The sequence below is a fragment of the Polaromonas sp. genome (assembly GCF_031411155.1).
Taxonomy (GTDB): Bacteria; Pseudomonadota; Gammaproteobacteria; order Burkholderiales; family Burkholderiaceae_C; genus Polaromonas.
Window position 1 is genome coordinate 1 of sequence record NZ_JANOAL010000269.1, and the last position, 20,993, is coordinate 20,993.

The 20,993-nt window shown below is 64.2% G+C and carries 20 protein-coding genes and 1 pseudogene; 7 read left to right on the top strand and 14 right to left on the bottom strand.

What is annotated here, in order from left to right:
- The 8 genes and pseudogenes from RMO23_RS16155 to RMO23_RS16190 form a co-directional block, all read right to left on the bottom strand.
- Nucleotides 1-139, bottom strand: a pseudogene (locus tag RMO23_RS16155) (D-glycero-beta-D-manno-heptose-1,7-bisphosphate 7-phosphatase); the annotation flags it as partial.
- Entirely contained in the window at nt 136-489 is a 354-nt protein-coding gene (locus tag RMO23_RS16160) for a hypothetical protein (protein ID WP_309683649.1), read from the bottom strand. The pseudogene RMO23_RS16155 and the gene RMO23_RS16160, both read right to left, overlap by 4 nt.
- Entirely contained in the window at nt 486-803 is a 318-nt protein-coding gene (locus tag RMO23_RS16165) for a hypothetical protein (RefSeq protein WP_309683650.1), read from the bottom strand. The genes RMO23_RS16160 and RMO23_RS16165 overlap by 4 nt, the downstream gene beginning before the upstream one ends.
- A 10-nt stretch (nt 804-813) precedes the next feature.
- Nucleotides 814-2,949, bottom strand: coding sequence for a glycine--tRNA ligase subunit beta (gene glyS / locus RMO23_RS16170; protein WP_309683651.1), 2,136 nt, complete (start codon nt 2,947-2,949; stop codon nt 814-816).
- A complete protein-coding gene (locus RMO23_RS16175; RefSeq protein ID WP_309683652.1) occupies nt 2,946-3,419 on the bottom strand; it encodes a type II toxin-antitoxin system VapC family toxin in 474 nt (157 codons plus the stop codon). The genes glyS and RMO23_RS16175 overlap by 4 nt, the downstream gene beginning before the upstream one ends.
- Nucleotides 3,420-3,435: 16 nt before the next feature.
- On the bottom strand, nt 3,436-3,681 hold the full coding sequence (locus RMO23_RS16180) for an AbrB/MazE/SpoVT family DNA-binding domain-containing protein (protein ID WP_309683654.1): 246 nt from the start codon (nt 3,679-3,681) through the stop codon (nt 3,436-3,438).
- Nucleotides 3,682-3,733: 52 nt separating this feature from the next.
- Nucleotides 3,734-4,639, bottom strand: a complete 906-nt coding sequence (gene glyQ, locus RMO23_RS16185) for a glycine--tRNA ligase subunit alpha (protein WP_309683656.1) — start codon at nt 4,637-4,639, stop codon at nt 3,734-3,736.
- 111 nt (nt 4,640-4,750) lie between these two features.
- Nucleotides 4,751-5,860: a type II asparaginase gene (locus tag RMO23_RS16190; protein WP_309683658.1), complete on the bottom strand. Its 1,110-nt coding sequence runs from the start codon at nt 5,858-5,860 to the stop codon at nt 4,751-4,753.
- A gap of 219 nt (nt 5,861-6,079) precedes the next feature.
- On the opposite strand from RMO23_RS16190, the gene RMO23_RS16195 reads away from it, so the two are divergent.
- Entirely contained in the window at nt 6,080-6,805 is a 726-nt protein-coding gene (locus RMO23_RS16195; protein ID WP_309683660.1) for an amidohydrolase family protein, read from the top strand.
- 6 nt (nt 6,806-6,811) lie between these two features.
- Nucleotides 6,812-7,294, top strand: a complete 483-nt coding sequence (locus tag RMO23_RS16200) for an amidohydrolase family protein (protein ID WP_309683662.1) — start codon at nt 6,812-6,814, stop codon at nt 7,292-7,294.
- Nucleotides 7,295-7,433: 139 nt separating this feature from the next.
- On the opposite strand, the gene lnt is transcribed toward RMO23_RS16200, so the two are convergent.
- From lnt to RMO23_RS16220, 4 genes are all read right to left on the bottom strand, one after another.
- Complete coding sequence (lnt, locus tag RMO23_RS16205; protein WP_309683686.1) at nt 7,434-9,008, bottom strand: apolipoprotein N-acyltransferase; 1,575 nt, start codon at nt 9,006-9,008, stop codon at nt 7,434-7,436.
- A gap of 88 nt (nt 9,009-9,096) precedes the next feature.
- On the bottom strand, nt 9,097-9,951 hold the full coding sequence (locus RMO23_RS16210) for a transporter associated domain-containing protein (RefSeq protein WP_309683663.1): 855 nt from the start codon (nt 9,949-9,951) through the stop codon (nt 9,097-9,099).
- A gap of 576 nt (nt 9,952-10,527) precedes the next feature.
- Entirely contained in the window at nt 10,528-11,301 is a 774-nt protein-coding gene (locus tag RMO23_RS16215) for a GNAT family N-acetyltransferase (protein ID WP_309683664.1), read from the bottom strand.
- Nucleotides 11,302-11,495: 194 nt separating this feature from the next.
- Entirely contained in the window at nt 11,496-11,969 is a 474-nt protein-coding gene (locus RMO23_RS16220; RefSeq protein WP_309683665.1) for an Lrp/AsnC family transcriptional regulator, read from the bottom strand.
- A 261-nt stretch (nt 11,970-12,230) separates the two neighbouring features.
- On the opposite strand from RMO23_RS16220, the gene hppD reads away from it, so the two are divergent.
- The 5 genes from hppD (at nt 12,231) to RMO23_RS16245 (ending at nt 19,348) form a co-directional block, all read left to right on the top strand.
- Nucleotides 12,231-13,307 (top strand): 4-hydroxyphenylpyruvate dioxygenase, encoded by a 1,077-nt coding sequence (gene hppD / locus RMO23_RS16225; protein WP_309683688.1) that lies wholly within the window; start codon nt 12,231-12,233, stop codon nt 13,305-13,307.
- A 119-nt stretch (nt 13,308-13,426) separates the two neighbouring features.
- Nucleotides 13,427-14,293, top strand: coding sequence for a phenylalanine 4-monooxygenase (gene phhA / locus RMO23_RS16230; protein ID WP_309683667.1), 867 nt, complete (start codon nt 13,427-13,429; stop codon nt 14,291-14,293).
- A gap of 105 nt (nt 14,294-14,398) precedes the next feature.
- Nucleotides 14,399-16,213, top strand: coding sequence for an adenylate/guanylate cyclase domain-containing protein (locus tag RMO23_RS16235; RefSeq protein WP_309683668.1), 1,815 nt, complete (start codon nt 14,399-14,401; stop codon nt 16,211-16,213).
- 133 nt (nt 16,214-16,346) lie between these two features.
- Nucleotides 16,347-17,390: a phosphatase PAP2 family protein gene (locus RMO23_RS16240; RefSeq protein WP_309683670.1), complete on the top strand. Its 1,044-nt coding sequence runs from the start codon at nt 16,347-16,349 to the stop codon at nt 17,388-17,390.
- Nucleotides 17,387-19,348 (top strand): S8 family serine peptidase, encoded by a 1,962-nt coding sequence (locus RMO23_RS16245; RefSeq protein ID WP_309683672.1) that lies wholly within the window; start codon nt 17,387-17,389, stop codon nt 19,346-19,348. Before RMO23_RS16240 ends, RMO23_RS16245 begins: the two co-directional genes overlap by 4 nt.
- Nucleotides 19,349-19,372: 24 nt before the next feature.
- On the opposite strand, the gene RMO23_RS16250 is transcribed toward RMO23_RS16245, so the two are convergent.
- Both RMO23_RS16250 and RMO23_RS16255 read right to left on the bottom strand, forming a co-directional pair.
- Nucleotides 19,373-20,032, bottom strand: a complete 660-nt coding sequence (locus RMO23_RS16250; RefSeq protein ID WP_309683674.1) for a Crp/Fnr family transcriptional regulator — start codon at nt 20,030-20,032, stop codon at nt 19,373-19,375.
- A 41-nt stretch (nt 20,033-20,073) separates the two neighbouring features.
- A complete protein-coding gene (locus tag RMO23_RS16255) occupies nt 20,074-20,991 on the bottom strand; it encodes an alpha/beta fold hydrolase (RefSeq protein WP_309683676.1) in 918 nt (305 codons plus the stop codon).
- Nucleotides 20,992-20,993: the final 2 nt, after the last annotated feature.

Sequence of the window (20,993 nt, forward strand, 5' to 3'; positions counted from 1 at the left end):
CCACATGCCAGCCGGCGTGATTCAGCCGGGCAATCGCTTCGAGCGCGCCCGGCAGCGGCAGCCATTCGTCCGGCGTCTTGACGAAATCGTCGCTGTCGGTGTTGATGGTGCCGTCGCGGTCGAGGATGACGAGTTTCATGGTGTTGGGTTGCCTTGGATTTCGCGCCAGCGGCGTTCCGCCCACGCGACAATGACCGGAATATTGTGCTTTTGACCGTCGATCTGGGCAATGCGGTTGGTCAACGTGTCAATCGACACATGCCCGTCACGCCGCAAAATACGAACGAATTCGGCATCTTTCTCGCGCCCAGCCTCCGATTTTTCAGGGGCCATCGATGGGTAGAGATCAACCTCGTCCGACAAGGTCAGCCCTTCGTCAGGCGCTTGTAGCGCCAGAAGAATGGCCTGGCTTCCGACGATGACAAACGATTTTTCTCCCGAAATATCGGCGGCGGCCCGCAACACATGGAGCAACTGTTCTTTTTTCATGCCGCCATCGCCTCATGCCGAATGCGAAGCCGTTCGTCCTCAGCCAGCAAAAAACCCAGCGGAGACATGCTGCGCAAGGTTGCCGCCTGCTCGGTATCCACGCACACCGCGTGCGCCAAGGTCTCGATATCTCCCGCCAGCAGATTTCTCCAGGTGTCGCGGTAGCGTTGACCGCCCGACGAAGCGCCGCTGGACTCCCAGCGATTTAATACTTGAAGTGCCTGCTGCCTCAGCGCGGGTTGCCGACGCAGCCGCGCCACGGCCACCTCGTGAAAGGCCAGTGCGAAGCGTTCAATCTGTTGCTGGGAAGGCATGGGAGTGAGTTTATGCCGCCAGCTTGGACAAATCCGCCACGCGGTTCATGGCCTGATGCAGCGTGGCGAGCAGGCCGAGGCGGTTGGCGCGCAGCGCGGGGTCCTCGGCATTGACCATCACGCCGTCAAAAAATGCATCGACCGGCCCCTTGAGGGCTGCCAGCGCCTGCAGTGACGCTGCGTAGTCACCGGACGCAAAAGCAGCCTCCGCCTTGGGCGCAACTGTTTGCAATGCTTCGGCGAGTGATTTTTCAGCGGTCTCCTGCAGCAGTGCCGGATTGATTTTTGCATCAACCGTGCCTGCGGCTTTTTTCAGGATATTGCCGACGCGTTTGTTGGCGGCGGCCAGTGCCGGCGCCTCGGGCAATGCCGCGAAGGCGCGCACGGCGGCCAGGCGCTTGGCAACATCGCCCAGGCGCTGCGGCCGCAGCGCCAGCACGGCGTCGACTTCCTGGGCGCTGTAGCCTTGCTCGCGCAGGCTGCCGGCCAGGCGGTCATAGATGAAGTCGGTCAAGGCCCGTGGCGCATGCGCAATCCTGTCACCAAAGACCGGGCCGGCGGCATCGACCAGCTCGCCCAAGCCCAGCGGCAGGTCTTTTTCAACCAGCATGCGGATCACCCCCAGCGCATGGCGGCGCAGCGCGAACGGGTCTTTGTCGCCGGTCGGCAGGTTGCCAATGCCGAACATGCCGACCAGGGTTTCGAGCTTGTCGGCCAGCGCCACCACCACGCCGGTGGTTCCGCGTGGCAGCTCGTCGCCGGCAAAGCGGGGTTTGTAGTGATCCTCAATGGCGTCGGCCACATCGCCTCGCAACCCGTCATTGAGCGCGTAGTAACGGCCCATCGTGCCTTGCAGCTCCGGGAACTCGCCCACCATATCGGTCAGCAAGTCGGTTTTGGCGAGCATGGCCGCTTCTTCGGCATTACCGTCATGAGCATCCTGCACGCCCGCTTCTTTCAGTTGGCGGGCAATGACTCGTGCAATTGCCTGCACACGCTCCATTCGCTCGCCCTGCGTGCCCAGCTTGTTGTGATAAACCACCTTGCCCAGGCCTTCGACGCGCGAGGCCAGCGTTTTCATGCGGTCCTGGTCAAAGAAAAACTTGGCGTCGGCCAGGCGCGGGCGCACCACGCGCTCGTTACCGCCAATGACGGCGCTGGCATCCAGCGGGCTGATGTTGCTGACGACCAGAAACCGGTTGCTCAGCTTGCCCGCCGCATCGAGCAGCGGAAAGTACTTCTGGTTGGCCTTCATGGTCAGGATCAGGCATTCCTGCGGCACGTCCAAAAACTCTTTTTCAAACTCACAGACCAGCACATTGGGGCGCTCGACCAGCGCCGTCACCTCGTCCAGCAGCGCGTCGTCGTCAATCGCCTTGACACCGCCGCCCAGCCTGGTGGCGGCCGCCGCCAGTTGGCGAACGATTTCGGCGCGGCGCGCGGCAAAGCTGGCAATCACGGCGCCGTCTTTGGCCAGCGTTTCGGCATAGCTGTCGGCGTCTTTCAGCACGACCGGGTCAACCGACGCTTCAAAGCGATGGCCGTGGGTGCTGTTGCCAGCCTTCAGGCCCAGTGCCTGCACCGCCACCACCTCGCTGCCATGCAGCGCCACCAGACCGTGCGCGGGCCGCACAAACTTCACGTCGCTCCAGCCGTCAGCCAACTGATAGGTCATGACTTTGGGGATGGGCAGATTGGCGATTGCCTCTTCAAGCGCGGACTCCAGACCAACCAGTAATGTTGTACCGACGGCCATTCTTGACAACACGAGCTGCTCTGCCTTGCCATCGTGTTCGCGAACCACGCATTCCACTATGTATTTTCCGACATCGACATTCGGGTTTGTCAACGACTTGATCTTTTTCTCCAATGCTGGAGTCGGTGATCCATCGGCATAGAGTCCTACCGAAACTGGCATGAGTTTTTGTCTAACCGCTTTATCAGCAGCCTGCGCAGAAACATCGGTGACGTGCGCGGCTAAACGACGGGGTGAAGCAAACGACGTCAAGGCAGATTCAGCAGTCGCCAGCCCCTGGGCCTTGAGTTGCTCAAACAGCACACCGGCAAAGGCCTCACCGAGTTTTTTGAGCGCCTTGGGCGGCAGCTCTTCCACGAACAATTCAACGAGAAGGTTTTTGGTTGTCATACAGTTTGCAAAAGTTGAAGGCCCAGTTTTTCGGCATTCAGGGCCATGACCTTGTCCAGCGTCATCAGGTGGCTGGCGCGCGCGCGCTGCGCCACGGCAAGATGCAGCGCATCGCCCGCGCGCAAGCCCGAGGCCGCGTTGCGGCACAAAGCCGCAGCCTGGTCATAGTCCACCGAGGCCAGCGGCAACAGGCTGACTTCGCCGCGCACCAGCGCGTCAAAGCGCTCGCCAAGGTCTTGCGCCTGCAGCGCCGTCAGCTCCGCACGGCGCACCTTGATCGACAGCGCGCTGGCGAGCTCGACCACCGACCAGCGCGAGGTCATCAGCGGGCTGGTTTCGGCCTCAAGCCAGCGCGCCAGCGCCGGGCTGGACGGCTCGTTGGCCAGCAGCGCAATCCAGACGCTGACATCCACGTAGACGCTGCGCAAAACTTCCGGGGAAGCGCCGCTTTTAACTTGGGAGCTGCTCAAGTGATGGTCCGGTATTTCAGTAGCGATTCAAGTCGTCTTTATCGACCGGCTGCGTCACCGGCAGGTGCTGGTGCAACGCGCGCAGCTGCGCCACGAAGGTGCCGCGGTCCAGCAACTTTTGGCGCGCTTGCAGGCGCAGCATATGGTCACCCAGCACCTCGGCATTGACCACCGAGCCCTCGGAGACGCCCAGCTCTTTCACCAGTTGCGCCGGTAGCCGCACCGCCAGGCTGTTGCCCCATTTGCCGATTTGTAGTTCCATGATTGACTCTAAATGTATAAACAAGTATCTACATTATAGATCAGCAACACGCTCACGCGGCCTTCTTCGCCATCTGTTCCACCCACTCGCGCGGCGCCAGCGGGAAGCCCAGGCGTTCGCGGCTCTCGTAATAACTTTGCGCCACGGCCCGCGCCAGGTTGCGGATGCGGCCTATGTAGGCGGCGCGCTCGGTCACGCTGATCGCGCCGCGCGCGTCCAGCAGGTTGAAGCTGTGCGCGGCTTTGAGCACCTGCTCGTAGGCCGGCAGGGCCAGCTGCACCTCAATCAAGTGCTTGGCCTGCTTCTCATGCGCCGTGAAGGCGGTGAACAGGAAGTCGGCATCGCTGTGCTCGAAGTTGTAGGTCGACTGCTCGACCTCGTTTTGCTTGTAGACGTCGCCATAGCTCAAACCGTCGGTCCAGGTCAGGTTGTAGACGTTGTCCACGCCCTGCAAATACATGGCCAGGCGCTCCAGGCCGTAGGTGATCTCGCCGGTGATGGGCTTGCAGTCAATGCCGCCGACCTGCTGGAAGTAGGTGAACTGCGTGACTTCCATACCGTTGAGCCAGACCTCCCAGCCCAGGCCCCAGGCGCCCAGCGTGGGGTTTTCCCAGTCGTCCTCGACAAAACGGATGTCGTTTTTCTTCAAATCGAACCCCAGCGCCTCGAGCGAGCCGAGGTACAACTCCAGAATATTGCTGGGCGCCGGTTTCAGCACCACCTGGTACTGGTAATAGTGCTGCAGGCGGTTCGGGTTTTCGCCATAGCGGCCGTCTTTCGGACGGCGGCTCGGCTGCACATAGGCGGCCTTCCACGGCTCGGGGCCCAGCGCGCGCAGGAAGGTGGCGGTGTGCGAGGTGCCCGCGCCAACCTCCATGTCATACGGTTGCAGCAGCGCGCAGCCCTGGCCGGCCCAGTAGGACTGCAGCTTCAGAATAATTTGCTGGAAAGAAAGCATAAAAATGAGGCATCGCCAAAACGTGTAACCGCCTATTATCGTCACCCATGAAAAAAGCCCCCCGGCACAGCGCGCCGGGGGGCTTTTTTGGGGGCCTGGGCTCAGCAGGGCTCAGTATTGCCAGAAGATGCGCTGCAACTCCTTGCTGTCCACGCCCCTGGTCAGCGCCACGGCGGCCAGGATGCGGGCTTTTTGCGGGTTCAGGTCATGCGCCACGACCCAGTCGTACTTGTCATCGGGCTGCTCGGCGTTGCGCAGCACAAAGCCGGCCGGCACGCGCGAGGAGCGGATCACCTGGATACCCTTGGCGCGGACTTCCTGCAGCGCGGCCACATTGCGGTCAGCCACCGAGCCGTTGCCGGTGCCGGCGTGAATCAGCGCCTTGACGCCCGCATTGCCAAAAAGGTCGACGGCGCTGCGCGGCATGTTGCCGTAGCCATAGACGATTTCCACGGCGGGCAGCACGTCGAAGTCGTCGATGTTGAACTCGGACTGCGCGGTGTGGCGCTTGACCGGGGCGCGGAACCAGTAGTTGTTGCCCTCGACGATCATGCCCAGCGGGCCCCACTGGCTCTTGAAGGCCTCAGTCTTGATGTTGACCAGCTTGACCACGTCGCGCCCGCTGTTGATCTCGTCGTTCATGGTGACCAGCACGCCCTTGCCGCCGGCGTCCTTGCTGGCGGCCACGCTGACCGCGTCAAACAGATTGAGCGCGCCGTCGGCCGACAGCGCGGTGCCGGGCCGCATGGATCCGACCACCACGATGGGCTTGCTGGTGCGCACCACCAGGTTCAAAAAGTAGGCGGTTTCTTCCAGCGTGTCGGTGCCGTGGGTCACCACGATGCCGTCCACATCGGGCTGTTTGACCAGCGCCGATACCCGCTTGCCGAGCTTGACCAGGTTGTCGTTGGTGAAGCTTTCAGAGGCGATCTGAAACACCTGCTCGCCGCGCACATTGGCGACCGAGGCCAGCTCGGGCAGGCCGGCCAGCAGCTTGTCGACCGGCACCTTGGCCGCAGCGTAGGTGGCGCTGTTGACGGCCGAGGCGCCCGCGCCGGCAATGGTGCCGCCGGTGGCCAAAATGACCACGGTGGGTTTGGCCGGCTGCGCCACGGCGCAGCCCGACAGGCTGGACAGCGAGACAAAGGCGGCCAGCCCGAGGCCGGTGACCAGCTTCAGGGGATTGAGGAGCTGCAAAGGGAGTTGGAGCGGGAGTTGCATGAGAAGTCCTTGAGGAAAGGTTGGTTGGGGTCAGACTTGCGCGCTGCCACGGCGCCGCCAGGCAGTCACCGCAGGGCCGACAAGCTTACCGGCTGGCGCCGCTGCCGGGGGCCTGGCGCCATGCCGATTGTTTAAGCCGGCATGCCCGAATCACATCGCGCAAACCCTTGCCGGCCAGTCGCCTGGCTGCGGTTAACCTCGGGCGACTACAAGGCAAGCATGGACGCGCTGCAGGCCACGCCGCGCAGCCTGGACTACCTGGTGCAGGTGCCGCACGACCCGCTGCGCATGTATGTGATGGGCGAGCGCGCCGTGGCCCAGCAAAGCGCCACGGCCGACGACATCGCGGCCATGCGCGGCCTGCTGCACGCCGCGCTGCGCGACGGCGCGGCCGGCTTTAGCACCGGGCGCAGCGACAACCACCGCAGCTCGGAAGGCAAGGAAACCCCCGCCGCCGAGGCCAGCGCGGCCGAGCTGGTGGGCCTGGCCGGGGCCTTTGAAGGCATTGGCCACGGCGTGGTGCAGGTCGTCAGCGACTTCGATTTGCTGCAGGGTCCGCAACGCTTCGATGCAGAGTTCGACCTGATCGAGCAGCTGGCGCGCGCCAGCGGCAAGCCGCTGTACCTGCAGACGGCGGCGCGCGGCATTGGCGTCATCAACGGCCTGGACGCGAGCTTTCACCCCTTCATGGGCTTTCCGGGCTACAAGGAAGTGGCGCAGCTGCCGCTGGCCGAGCGCGCCGCCGCCCTGCGCGAACCGGCCCGCAAGGCGCGCATCCTGGCCGAAAAAACAGACCGGCTGGCCGGCGACGGCACGGCGATTCCGCCGCTGGTGGACATTTTGCTGGCGCGCATCGACCTGTTCAGCGCGCGCATGTTTGCGCTCGACGAGCAGCTCAACTACGAGCCGGCGCTGATGCAGAGCTTTCTGCTGCAGGCCAAATAGCGCGGCGTGTCGCCGCTCGAAGCGCTGTACGACCACCTGGCCGGCGGCGACGGCAGCCAGTTGATCTACTTTCCAATCTTCAACTACAACGGCGGCTCGCTCGACGCGGTGCGCCAGATGCTGGACCACCCGCGCGCGCTCTGCGGCCTGAGCGATGCGGGCGCGCATGTGGGCACGGTGTGCGACGCCAGCTTCAGCACCTTCATGCTGACGCACTGGGTGCGGGACCGCGCCCGGGGCAAGCTGCCGCTGGCGCAGGCGGTGGAAATGATGAGCCGGCGCAACGCGCGCTACCTGGGCCTGACCGACCGCGGCGCGATCGCCGTGGGCCTGCGCGCCGACCTCAACCTGATAGACCCCAAGCGCCTGAGCGTGGGCAGGCCGGCGCTGGTGCGCGACCTGCCGGCCGGCGGCAAACGCTTTCTGCAAAAAGCCCAGGGCTATGTGGCCACCTGGGTCGCCGGCGTGGCGGTGCAGCGCGAAGGCTAGATCACGGCCGCGCGGCCGGGCCGGCTGGTGCGCATGGGCCAGACCGGCTAAAAGCCCGGTTTTGCGGGCAGAATATGCCTCTAGCCCAGATACCATAAGCCTTGTCAGCTATGATTTTTATAGCAACAAGGCACCCCGCCTAGCGCCGCCGCCCGAGCCAGCCCAGCAGCAGCAGGCCGGCGGCGCCCAGCCACAGCGGCCACAAGCCCCAGCGCGACACCCACCAGGCATAGGGCGTGATGCCGCCGCGCCCCGCCACCTCGCCGACCAGCACGCCGCGGGTATGGCGCGCCAGTTCGTGGGTCACCTTGCCATGGTGGTCGATGATCACGGTGGCGCCGGTGTTGGTGGCGCGAATCATGGGGCGCTCGAACTCCAGCGCCCGCATGCGCGAGATCTGCAGGTGCTGGTCTATCGCCACGGTATTGCCAAACCAGCCGATGTTGCTGAGGTTGACAAACACCGTTGGGGCCTGCGCCGCGTCAAGAAAACGCGCACCCAGCTCTTCGCCAAACAGGTCTTCGTAGCAGATGTTGGGCGCCAGCCGCTGGCCTTTCCAGTCGAACGAGGCCTGGCCGACCGCGCCCCGGTTGAAGTCGCCGAGCGGAATCTGCATCAGGTTGGTGAACCAGCGGAACCCGGTCGGAATGAACTCGCCAAACGGCACCAGGTGGTGCTTGTCGTAGCGATAGGGCTCGCTGGCGCCGGGTTTGAGGCCGACCACCGCATTGGCATAGCCGGCCTCGTAGCTGCCCAGCGGCAGGCCGACCAGCGCGGCCTGCTGGCCGCTGGCAAAGCGCGCCTGCAGCGCCTGCAAATAGCCCTCGGGCAGTTGCTGCGGCAGCAGCGGAAGCGCGGTCTCGGGCGCCACCACCAATGAGGTTTTGGCACCATGCAGTTGCTCGCCATACCAGTTCAGCGCCGTCAGCACGCCGGTGCCGGTCTCGAACTTTTCGTTTTGCGGGATGTTGCCCTGCAGCAGGGTGAGCGCCAGCGCCTCGGGCGGCGCGGGCCGGTCTTCGACCAGCCAGCTGCTTTGGGGCAGCCAGGCCAGCACCACACCGGCCGCCGCCAGCCCCAGCGCGCTGAGCCAGCGGATTTGCGCCGCGCGCAGGCACAGCGCCAGCCAGGCGGCCAGCAGCGCGGCCAGAAAGCTCAGGCCATGCACGCCGACCCAGGCCGCCAGCGGCCTGGCCCAGCCGTCGACATGGGCATAGCCGCCCTCGCCCCACGGAAAACCGGTAAAAAACTTGACCCGGGCCAGCTCGGCCAGCAGCCAGAGCGCTGCAAAAACCATAGCACGCAGCGCCCGTGATGCGGGGGCCAACGCCACAAACAGCCCACAGGCAGCGGCATAGTAGAGCGCCAGCAAGGCGGCCAGCAGCACAATCGCCAGCACCGTCAGCGGCGCCGCCAGTCCGCCGTAATCGTGCATCGAGATATACAGCCACCAGAAGGTACCGCACAGCATGGCGGTGGCAAACAGCCCGCCGAGCCAGGCGGCGCGTTGCCAGGAACGGCTGCCGTCGACCTGCGCCACCAGCAGCAGCAGCGCCAGCAGTTGCAGCCAGCCGGCCGGCTGGCCCGGCTGCAGCCCCAGCGCGGCGCCCCAGGCAAACGGCCAGGCCATGCTCGCCGCGTGGGCGCCCCCGGCGATGCAAACCATGGCAAATTGCAGCCAGCCGATGCGTTTGCGCTGCGCCTGCCAACCCATGTGCTCCAGCAAGGCCGGCATGGTGGGCAGCGACGAGATCATGCTGTGGATCGAGTGGCGGGCCAAGGCTTTGCTTTCTGCCGGGGCGTCAGGCGCCGGCCGCCACCGGCGCGACCTTGAACCAGCGCACCGCGCCGCCCTTGGTGTGCAGCACGGTGAACTGCAGGCCGGCCAGCACATGGTGCTCGCCGCGCTTGGGCACATGACCCATTTCGTGGGCGACCAGGCCGCCTATGGTGTCGAAGTCCTCGTCCTGCAGCGCCACACCAAAGGCCTCGCTGACGCGCTCGATCGAGGTGTCGCCGCTGACGCGGTAGGAGTGGTCGGCCAGGCCGAAAATATCGCCCTCGTCCTCGGCGATGTCGAACTCGTCCTCGATTTCACCGACGATCTGCTCCAGCACGTCTTCAATCGTGATCAGCCCGGCGACGCGGCCGAACTCGTCAATCACGATGGCCAGGTGGTTGCGGTTGCCGCGAAAGTCGCGCAGCAGGTCGTTCAGCCCCTTGCTCTCTGGCACAAACACCGCCGGGCGCAGCAGCGCCCTGATGTTGAGCTCGGGCGCGCGCTGCAGCTTGAGCAAATCCTTGGCCATCAGGATGCCCAGGATGTTTTCCTTTTCGCCTTCGTAGACCGGAAAGCGCGAGTGCGCGGTGTCGATGATGAGGTGCAGCAGCTCGTCAAACGGCGCGTCGATGTTGACCAGGTCCATGCGCGGCGCCGCCACCATGACATCGCCGGCGGTCATGTCGGCCATGCGGATCACGCCTTCCAGCATTTCGCGGCTCTGGGCCCCAATCACTTCGTTGTCCTGCGCCTCCACCAGGGTCTCGATCAGCTCGTCCTTGGAGTCGGGGCCAGGGTGGAGCATTTCAGCGAGCTTTTGCAAAAAGCCACGCTTGTCTTCCGGCTTGGAAGGTCTACCAGGGGGGATGTCGGACACGGAGGGTGTTCGGTAGTTGGGAAGCTGCTTAGGATACCGTAATTCCCCCGGCTATTCGCCCGCGCCACCCGCCCCCCGGGCGAAATGTTGAAGCGCCCGCCGGCGCGCCTTGCGGCGCTGCGCGCGTGACTTTTCTCACAGAAAAGACGCCACTTTGTCACTTTATTTATCGGTCCGCCGGCAGGACGATTGAACTGCCCAACGCAGCTTTCAGTCAGTGCGTTTTTGCCTTGGCGCGATAACGGGTGAATGCCCTTTTGGAGTCATCATGGGGAACTTGATATTGCTGAGGATAGGATTTTTGCTGCTGTCGTGCCCCCCGACCGTCCACGGTCAAGCCGACAGAACCCAGCTCTCGGGGCTTGCCGGGGAAGTGCTTCAGGCTTCGTGCCCCAAGTGCGAGCGACGAGCAAGCCCCAAGGCACCTGGCCTGCCGACGCAAGGCCTGCTCCGAAATTTCGGCGCAACGCCTGCAAGCAGTTTTCGGGGGTGATTTCGACGGGCAGGTTCGCTGCTGGCACCGCCCGCCGGCAGAAAGCCGGCCTCGCAGGCGAGCCGCGAACCAGCGTCCGGCCGCTAGCCATGCATGCGGTCGCGCGACTCGCGCACGCCGCGCCGCACTTCCTGCAGCACGGCCAGGATTTCCCAGAACTGCTTGGCCTGCATCTTGAGCCGGTAGTCGGTCTGGGCCACCTGCTCCTCCACGATTTCGGTCATGCGCGAATCGAGGTCGGCCGGCGGCAGCTTGAGGTAGGCCTCGCTCTCGGAGCCGTCGCGCTCTATGGTGGCGCCGGCCTTGCGGGCGATGTTGAGCATGGCGGTGTTTTCGCTCAGCGCATGGATGAACATCATGTCCACGCCCTCGTTGCGGGCGTGCATCTCGGCGCGCTCGAACAGGCGCGCGCCATAGCCGCGCCCGCGCGAGCCGGCCAGCACCGAGACGCCAAACTCGGCACAGCTCTTGAGCTCGGGGTTGGTCGAAAAAGCCAGGTGCGCCATGGCAATCAGCTCCAGCCGCCGGTTGTAAATGCCAAAAATCTCGTCGCGCTCAAAATTGAGGCCGTCGACATAGCGCCGTATCTGCTCGTCATTGGCCGCATAGCCAAAGCGCAGGTAGCGGTCATGCGCATTGAGGGCCAGCAAATGCGCGGCGATACGCTCGCCATGGCTGGGGCCAATGGAGCGAATCGGCACCATCAGCGGCCGCACATAAGGCGCCACGGGTTCTGCGGCCGCTGCGGTCGTTACTGCGGTTTCGGGCCTGGCGACGGGGCGCTCTTCCAGCGGCGGGCGGAAAAACTCCCTGCCCGCTTCGAGAGAAGCTTTTAAAAGTGTTCCGGGTTTAACCATGGCCTCAATATACGGGTTTTCCCTAGATTGTTGACTCTAGGGGGATTCCAGACACGCGCAGACCGTGGCATTTGCCAGAATATCGGTCAAATCGGGGGTTTGTCCTACAACAACGTGCACTGACAGCTATAAAAACAATAGCAAATCCAGACCTGTTCAGCGCATTTTTGTTACAAATTCTGCCAAAAACCCGCTTACAGCGGCACCGCCGTCGTCGCCTTGACCCGGTCCAGCACGAAACTGGTCTTGCAGTCCTGCACGCTGGGGTGCTTGAGCAGGGTGTCCATGATGAAGCGGCTGTAGTGCGCCATGTCCTGCACCACCACGCGCAGCAGGTAGTCCATCTCGCCGGTCAGCGACGCGCATTCCACCACCTCGGGCCAGGTCTGCACGCTGGCGCGAAACACGTCCATGGGGTTGCGCTTGTGGCTCTCGGTGTGCTTTTCCAGCCGCACATTGAGGTAAGCCGTCAGCCCCAGCCCGACCGACTCCGGCTTGACCAGCGCCACATAGCGGTCGATCACGCCCGATTCTTCGAGCCGCTTGACGCGCCGCAGCACCGCGCTGGGCGACAGGCCGACCTGTTCGGCCAGCTGGTCGTAGGTAGCCCGGCCATCAGCCTGCAGGCTGCGCAAAATCTGCCGATCCAGCTTGTCAAGTGTTTCCATGGGTTCAATTTTGCAGGTTTCCTGCGTTGACAGCAATCCGCACGCCCAACAATGCAGTAATAGTGACCGGGCAGGCCGTTAAAGTGGGGAGATTACTTTTTCGGAGACAGACAGATGAACGCAGCATTGCCCCAACAGGCCTTGGATTCCACCACCGTGCGCAGCGACGGGCCGCCCCTAGCAAGCACAGCCCCCGCGGGGGGCAGCGAAGCACACGCAGTGGCGAGCGTGGGGGCCACATCATCGGCCTGGGACAACCCCATGGGCACCGACGGCTTTGAGTTTATTGAGTACGCCGCGCCCGATCCGGCCGCGATGGGCGCGCTGTTCGAGCGCATGGGCTTCAAACCCATCGCCAGACACCGCCACAAAAACGTCACCCTCTATCGCCAGGGCGGCATCAACTTCATCATCAACGCCGAGCCCGACTCGTTTGCCCAGCGCTTTGCGCGCCAGCACGGCCCCAGCGTGTGCGCGATAGCGTTTCGGGTGCAGGATGCCAAGGCGGCCTATGAGCGGGCGATTTCGCTGGGCGCCTGGGGCTATGCCCACACCGCAGGGCCGGGCGAGCTGAACATCCCGGCCATCAAGGGCATTGGCGACTCCATCATTTATTTCATTGACCAGTGGCGCGGCAAGAACGGCGCCCAGCCCGGCGACATTGGCAACATCGGCTTTTACGACGTGGACTTCAAACCCCTGCCCGGCATTACCGCCGACGCGCTGAATCCGGCCGGCAACGGCCTGACCTACATCGACCACCTGACGCACAACGTGCACCGTGGCCGCATGGACGAGTGGGCCGGGTTCTACGAGCGGCTGTTCAACTTCCGCGAGATTCGCTACTTCGACATCGAGGGCCAGGTCACCGGCGTCAAAAGCAAGGCCATGACCAGCCCGTGCGGCAAGATCCGCATCCCGATCAATGAGGAAGGCAATGAAAAAGCCGGCCAGATCCAGGAGTACCTGGACCGCTACCAGGGCGAAGGCATTCAGCACATCGCCATGGGCAGCAACAACCTGCTGGCCACGGTGGACCAGTTGCGCGCCAAGGGCGTCAAGCTGCTCGACACGATAGACACCTACTACGAGCTGATCGACAAGCGCATTCCGGGCCATGGCGAGGACGTGGCCGAGCTCAAGAAGCGCAAGGTGCTGGTCGATGGCAAACAGGGCGCGCTGCTGCTGCAGATCTTCAGCGAGAACCAGCTCGGCCCGATCTTTTTCGAGTTCATCCAGCGCAAGGGCGACGACGGCTTTGGCGAAGGCAACTTCAAGGCGCTGTTTGAAAGCATAGAGCTGGACCAGATGCGCCGCGGCGTGCTGGAACAGGCATGAACAGTTCCACGCATGTGCCACTAGAGGACTTCGGAGCAACTGCCGAGGCCGCAAGCGCCGGGCCGCCCCAAGCGCGGCCAGCCCCCTCGGGGGGCAGCGCAGTACGCGAAGCGACAAGCGTGGGGGCCACATCCTACGGTAGTAGCGACCGCCCCCCGCGTGGCGACTACGCACGCGCCGGCCAGGTCAAGGCCGACTACACCTGCCCGCAAGACTACGCGGCCTACACGGCGGCCGACCACGACACCTACCGCCGCCTGTACGCGCGGCAGTCGGCGCTGCTGCCCGGCCTGGCCTGCGACGAGTTCATTGCGGCCCTGCCCTCGCTGGGGCAAAGCAGCCAGATTCCGCGCTTTGACGACATCAACGAGCGCCTGCACAAGGCCACCGGCTGGGAGGTGGTGGCGGTGCCGGGGCTGATCCCCGAGGTGCCGTTTTTCACGTTGCTGGCGAACCGCAAGTTTCCGGTCACCGACTGGATACGCACGCCGGCCGAGTTTGACTACATCGTCGAGCCCGATGTGTTTCACGACCTGTTCGGCCATGTGCCGCTGCTGTTCAACCCGGTGTTTGCCGACCACATGCAGGCCTATGGCGCGGGCGGGCTCAAGGCGCACCGGCTGGGCGCGTGCGAACAGTTGTCGCGCCTGTACTGGTACACCATCGAGTTTGGCCTGATGCGGCAAGCCAGCGGCCCCAATCAGGGCTTGCGTGCCTATGGCGCCGGCATCCTGAGCTCGTCGGGCGAGCTGGTGCATGCCGTCACCAGCCCCGAGCCGCAGCGCATTGGGCTCGACCTGCTGCGCACCATGCGCACCCGCTACAAGATCGACAGCTACCAGCAGACTTACTTTGTGATTGACAGCTTTCAGCAGCTGTTTGACATGACGGCGCCCGACTTCACGCCGCTGTATGCGCAACTCAAAAGCCTGCCGGAACTGGCGGCCGACGCGCTGCTGCCCGGCGACCGGCTGATTCAGCGCTAAAACCACAGGGCCCGCTGCGGCGCGGGCCCGCTGGCGGCGCAATGGCTTGCCCGGCAGGCTGGCTGCCCCGAGAATGGGGCAGCACAGTTATGTAAGGCAAGCCGCATGCCCGTCCTTGATTCTTCTTCCTCTCCCTCTTCATCGCCCGCCGACACCCTGATTTCCCTCAGCCCCCGCAACACCAAGGTGCTGCTGGTGATGGACGTGGTGGAGTCGGTGCGGCTGATGGAGCTGGACCAGGACGGCTTTGTACAGCGCTGGCAGCGCCTGGTGCAACAGGCCGAGCAGCGGATCTTGCCGCCGCATGGCGGGCGCATCGTCAAAAGCCTGGGCGACGGCCTGATGCTGGAATTTGCCAGCGCGCAGGGCGCCGTCAACGCGGCTTTTGCGCTGCAGCAGTTCGGCCAGCAGGCCAACGCCGGCCTGCCGGCCGGGCAGCAACTGCATCTGCGCATGGGCGGCCACCTGGCCAGCTTTGTGGCCGACCAGCACGATATTTATGGCACCGACGTCAACCTGACGGCGCGTTTTTGCACGCTGGCCGGGCCTGGCGACATTGTGGTTTCTGCCGAGTTGCGTGACCAGCTCGTTCCCGGACTTGACGCAGATATCGAGGACATGGGTGAGTGCTACCTCAAGCATGTCGAAAAACCCATTCACGCCTACCGCGTGGCGCCGCCCGGCGCGCCTCCCACCTGGGTGACCTTGCCTGCCGACGACACCGAACTGCGGCCTACCGTGGCCGTGATTCCGTTCACGGCCCGCACCTCTGGCCCCGACGACGCGGTGCTGGGGGAAATAATGGCCGAAGAAATCATTGCCGCGCTGTCACGCACGCCCGACCTGAACGTCATCTCGCGTTTATCGACCAGCGCCTTGCGCGGGCGCGACGCCAGTCTGCCAGCGGTGCAAAACCGCCTGCATGCCAGCTATGTGCTGTCGGGTGCCTACCGCGTTTCGGGCCAGCAACTGGTTCTGGTGACCGAACTGGTTGAGGCGCGCAGTGGCCGGGCCGTGTGGGGCGACAGCCTGAAAAGCACGGTACAGGAGGTGTTGCAGGGCGAAGACCGGATCACGGCAGACATTGTGGCGCAGCTGGGGGCCCAAATCGTACGCTGCGAAATGCAGCGCGCAGCCAGCCGCCCGCTGCCCAACCTGGAAAGCTCGACGCTGCTGATGGGTGCCATTTCGTTGATGCACCGCTCGACCCGCAGCGAATTTGACCGGGTCCGCGACATGCTCGAATACCTGATTGACCGGCACCGCAGGCTGCCGACGCCGCGCGCCTGGCTGGCGAAATGGCATGTGCTGCGCGTCACGCGCGGTTTGTCTGCGGGTGGCAAGGATGAAACCAAACGCGCGCTGGAACAAACCCAGCGCGCGCTGGACGTGGACCCCAGCTGCTCGCTCGCGCTGGCGATTGAAGGTTTTGTGCATTGCCACATGCTCAAAGACCTTGACGGGGCGGCACAGCGCTATGCGCTGGCGCTTGCCGCAAATCCGAATGACTCGCTCGCATGGTTGTTTTCCGGTGTGCTTCATTCGTTCAAAGACGAAGGAAGCAAGGCGCTCGCCGCCAGCGACAAGGCCTTGAGCCTGTCACCACTCGATCCCATGCTGTATTTTTATCAGTCACTGGCAGCATCTGCTGCATTGTCTGCCGGGGATTACAAACGCGTCATTGAGCTGGCAACTGCGTCGTTGCGTTCCAACAAATCACATACATCAACCTATCGCGCACTTGCCGTAGCACAAGCACTTTGCGGCGATATTGAAGAAGCCCGCAAGACCACCCAAGCGCTACTGCTGCTTGAGCCGGAATTTACGGTCACGCAATTTTTGCAGCGCTCACCGGTGGGTAACCAGCCAGTGGGCCGTACCTATGCTGACGCTCTGCTGTTGGCAGGGCTGCCCGAATAAGTTTTTTACACAGCAGGAAAAAATCATGAGCAACCTGGGCGGAATTGGTGGCATCGGGGGTATTGGGGGAATAGGTGGCATCGGAGGGATAGGGGGCATCGGCGGAATTAGCGGAATTGGCGGAATTTACAGCATGGCCGCAGGGCTGCAGGGCGTGGGTGGTTTCCCGCAAAACCCCTACACCCTGATTTCTAGCCGCGACGCCACCCTGGTGCCGCTGGATGAGGGCTCCTACCCGGTGGTTCTGCCCCCGGTCGATGACCCCGAGGCCATGCAGCGCTGGGAGCCCTGGGTGCGTGCCTATGTGTGTCAGGCCGCGTTGCTGGAGCCGCTGAGCTTTGCAAAAATCGGCGCGCAAGGTGCCGGCATCTGGCATGTGGAAACCACGGTCGCGGCGCCGCCCGATGCGCCATCCGCACTCAGCACCACGCCCAAGCCGCTGGCCAGGCTCGATCGCCCTGCCGTGCATGCGTTCAAGGAACAGGTCAAAAAAGTGCTGTCGTGGGCCGACCTGCGCGAAGAGCGAACTGCCGAAATCATTGCCCAACTTGACCCGCAGTTCGCCTTTTGGGGTTCGGTGGTGTACCTGCACCCTTCCCGCACGCCGCGCACCCTGGAACTGATGAACATTGCGCTGCTGCTGGCCGTGAATGTGGAGATGCAGTTCAAGCACGCGCTGGCCTGCTGGCGTCCCATTGAATATTCGGCGCAGATCCAGCCGCTCATCACCACCCCCGGCCATGGCGCGCTGCCGAGCGGGCATTCAACCCAAGCCTACATCGTGGCGCATGTGCTGCAGCGTCTGCTGGATCTGCCAGACTCGCACCCGGTCAGCGTGCAGTTGCAGCGCCAGTCGGCGCGCATTGCCACCAATCGCGTGGTGGCGGGCGTGCATTTTCCGGCTGACAGCATGGCTGGCCGCTTGCTGGGCGAAACGCTGGGGGAATATTTCGTGGCGCGCTGCAAAACCGGCCGCAACTGGACGCCGCGCTTCTTTGACGGCACGGTGATGACGGGTCACGAAGACCTGATGCCGCCCACGCAGCCGTTGGATGGCCCGAATGCACCTGACTTCTACAAACCCTTTGGCGCCAAAGAATCTGCTGCCGCCTCGGGGGTACTGCGGTACATGTGGGACAAGGCAATAAAAGAGTGGGAAGACGTGAGGTTCCAATGACCTGGCAACCCATTGCCCATGGGGCGCATATCGACTGGACGCAAACCGACCCGCTGGACGGCGCCGACCCTTACCTGGTGTGGGCCGATGGCTCTGGCTTTGCGTGCTACGGCGGCCTTGACGCTCCTGGGAAAATCGCCACGCTGATTGAGCTACAAGCCGGAAAAACCGTGGCCGACTTGCTGATCCATGCGGGGGGCGGCTTGCAACTTGCCGATATTCCAGGGGCCTACCGGTCGGCGGGTTTGCAGCCCCGGTTTATCACGGCCTGGCCTCAGGCCGAGTTTTTCAAGCGCCTGAAAACCACGCTGGCCAGCGTGGTGGCACGCGCTGAAATCAGCCTGCCGGTGGTGCCGCAACGCGCCAAATTCAAGCCGCTTGCAGCACCTGCCTGTGGCCCGGCCGTGCGGCGTGGCATCCAGCGCAAAACGCTGATCGGCATCATTGACGACGGTTGTGCCTTTGCCCACTACCATTTGCGCGATTCAGCAGGCAATACCCGCGTCTGCCGCTTGTGGGATCAGGAAGACCAGGGGGCGTTTGTCCATCAGGGCAATGTTCCTGCCGATTTTGGGCGCGGCCATGAAGTGACGGGTGCGCAACTGCAGAGCCTGATCAATTCGCTGACGCAATACGCTGCCGTCGATGAAGACGCCTGCTACGCGAGCGCCAGCTATGACCGCCTGAAAAAGGCCGCAACCCATGGCGCGCATGTCACGGATGTGTTTGCCGGCGCCGTGCCGGTAGGCTCGCGGGTCGGGAGCGCCAGCATGCCACCAACCTGGGCAGCGGCGAGCGACGTGGCCTCAAGCGACGACGCCGGCCTGGTTTTTGTGCAGTTGCCACGCGCCTGCCTGCAGGACCCCTCCGGCGCCTGGCTGGACCTGCATGTGCTGGATGCCCTGCGCTACATCTTGAGCTGTGCGGATGAACACACCGAGCAGGTCGTCATCAACCTGAGCTTTGGCCCGCAGCGCGGTCCGAACGACGGCACCGGCCTGCTGGAAAAAGCGTTTGACGAGCTGGGCGCTGAATTCCCCCACCTGACGTTGACGCTGGCCGCCGGCAACAGCTTTTCAGAGCGCGGCCACGCGGTGTTCGGTCTCAAGGCGCAGACATCGGAAACGCTGCACTGGCAGGTCATGCCCGGCGACGAAACACCGACCTTTGTGCAACTGTGGCTGCCCGAGGGGGCGACGCAGGTGGAGGTGAAAGTCACCGCGCCGGGAATCGCCCCCAGTCCCTGGATCAAGCCGGGCGAGGCACAGGTCTGGCCCGACGCGGCCCGTCCCTCCTGCGGCATCATTTACCCGCCGCGCACGTCGCGTGGAAGCATCGGCAGCATGGCGCTGCTTGCGCTGGCGCCTTCGGCCTCGTTCAGCCCCGACACGGCCCTTGTGCCGCATGGCCTCTGGAAAATCGAGATCAGAAACACCGCCGCCACGGCCCTGGCCAAGCCGGTTCACGCATGGATTGACCGCGATGATTTCAACCTGGGCACGCTGGTACGTGGGCGGCAGTCGTATTTTGTTGACCCGCTTTACGACCCCTTGCGCTACCTGAAGGCCGCCACCGACGACACGCCAGGAAGCCCGGCCCTGGTCAGGCGGCGCGGCACCCTGACCGGCATTGCCACCGGAAGCGCCGCACGGGTGGCAGCAGGTTATCGGCACAGCGACCAAAAGCATGTTGATTATTCTTCGGCGGGCCCGGGGCGCGCCCCAGCAGCAGGACTTGCAGCAAACCCGGATTGCGCCGCGGTGACCGATCAAAGTCGAAGCCTGTCTGGCCTGCTGGCGGCGGGCACACGGGGAAGCAGCGTCGTGCGGCTGATTGGAACCAGCACAGCGGCACCGCAGCTGGCACGCTGGGTGGCCGATGGCCAACCGCCGCCGGGGCCGCTACCCGGTCCCCATGCGGACCCTCAACTTGAAGGTGCTGGCTTATTGCCGCTTTAAAATGTGGGCTGTTCCAGTGGTGCGCTACCAGCTACGTGGCAGCTTTTTCAACAGCACAATCCGCTTGGTGCCCATCTCGATGTAGCCGCCTTTTTCGAGGTCCTTGAGCAGGCGGCTGACCATTTCGCGCGAGGCGCCGACGCGGCTGGCAATGTCCTGGTGGGTGATCGATTCCAGCGATATGTCGTGGCCGAGGGTGCCAGCGCTCAGGCCGTCGTGCTTCTCCAGCACAAACACCAGTCGGCCGTACACATCCTTCAGCGCCATGTTGCGGACCGCCTCGGTGGCGGCGCGGGCGCGGCGAATCACCTGCGCCACCAGGCTGAGCGCAAAACCGGGCTCCTGCGCCAGGTGCGCGCTGATGTCGGCACGGCTCAATACCGCGCAGGTGCTGGGCTCCAGCGTGATGACCGACGCGGAGCGCGGGCCACCGTCGAGCGACATTTCGCCAAAGTAGTCGCCCGCATGGATGTTGCCGTAGGTGACTTCACGGCCATGTTCATCCATGGAAAACACCTTGACACTGCCCTTGAGCAGCACGAACAGGGTTTCGCCAAACTCCGATTCGTTGATGAGCACGGCCTTTTTGGGGTAGGTGTGCACCACGCCGCGCAGGGCCAGCGCGCGCAGTTCGGGGCTCAGCTGGGCGTAGAGGGTCTCGCCGGAAGGGGGAAGCGAGTTCATCATGGCGCGAATTTAACATGCCGCCAGGGGCCGGCACCGGCTCAGGCCGGCGCAGCGGGCTCAGGTTCCAGCAGGGCCAGCGTGGCGTCCATGACCTCGGGTAAAAAAGCCATCTGCACATGCGCCGCGCCGCGCACCAGCCGGTTGTCGGCGCCGGGCAGGGTGGCGGTGGAGGCCGGAAACACGATGTTGTCGCAGCTGGAATACCAGCAGATGAAGCGGGTGTGGCGGTCGGCCGGCATGCCGTGGTCCAGTTGAGCCTGCCAGTCTGACTGCAAACGCATCTGCCGGCCGTTGGGGCCATGGCCAAAGCGCGCCAGCCAGGTGCCGCGGTGCGGCGTGCCTATGGTCACCACCTGATGGACCCGGGCCTCACCCTTCATGGCCCGGAGCCAGGCCCTGGCCGCGAGCCCGCCCATGCTGTGGCAGACCAGCAGCGGCGCCAGGCCGGTGGCGCGCGTGACCTGCTGCACCGCGGCCTCGATTTGCGGCACGTAGTCGTCTATCGGGCCGAACACCGGCTCCAGGCTGACCGCCACAAAGGCGTGGCTGCTGCGCTGCAGGCGCCGGAGCCAGGGCGTCCAGAAGCCGCGATTGCAAAAAAAACCATGCACCAGCACCACACCCCGGCGTCCGTGCACGGCGGCGGGCGGGGCCAGCCGGTCGGGCACGGCCTGGGCGCGAAACGGCTGGCGCCAGCAAAACACCTGCGGCGCGACACAGGTTTCGCCCCACCAGGCGGCCAGCAGCTCTTTGGCGCTGGCCTGGGGCGCCGGGTCGCTGCGGTTGACGGCCCTGAGCAGGGTGAACTCAAGCGCCAGAAAGCCGGCGTAGCCCAGCACGATCAACACCCCCCCGGCCACGGCCAGCAGCGGGGCGCTGGCACGAAAGTAAAAGCCCCAGGCGCAGGCCGCGGCCAGCAGGCCCAGCGTGATGAATTGCTGCAGGCGCGCCAGCATGC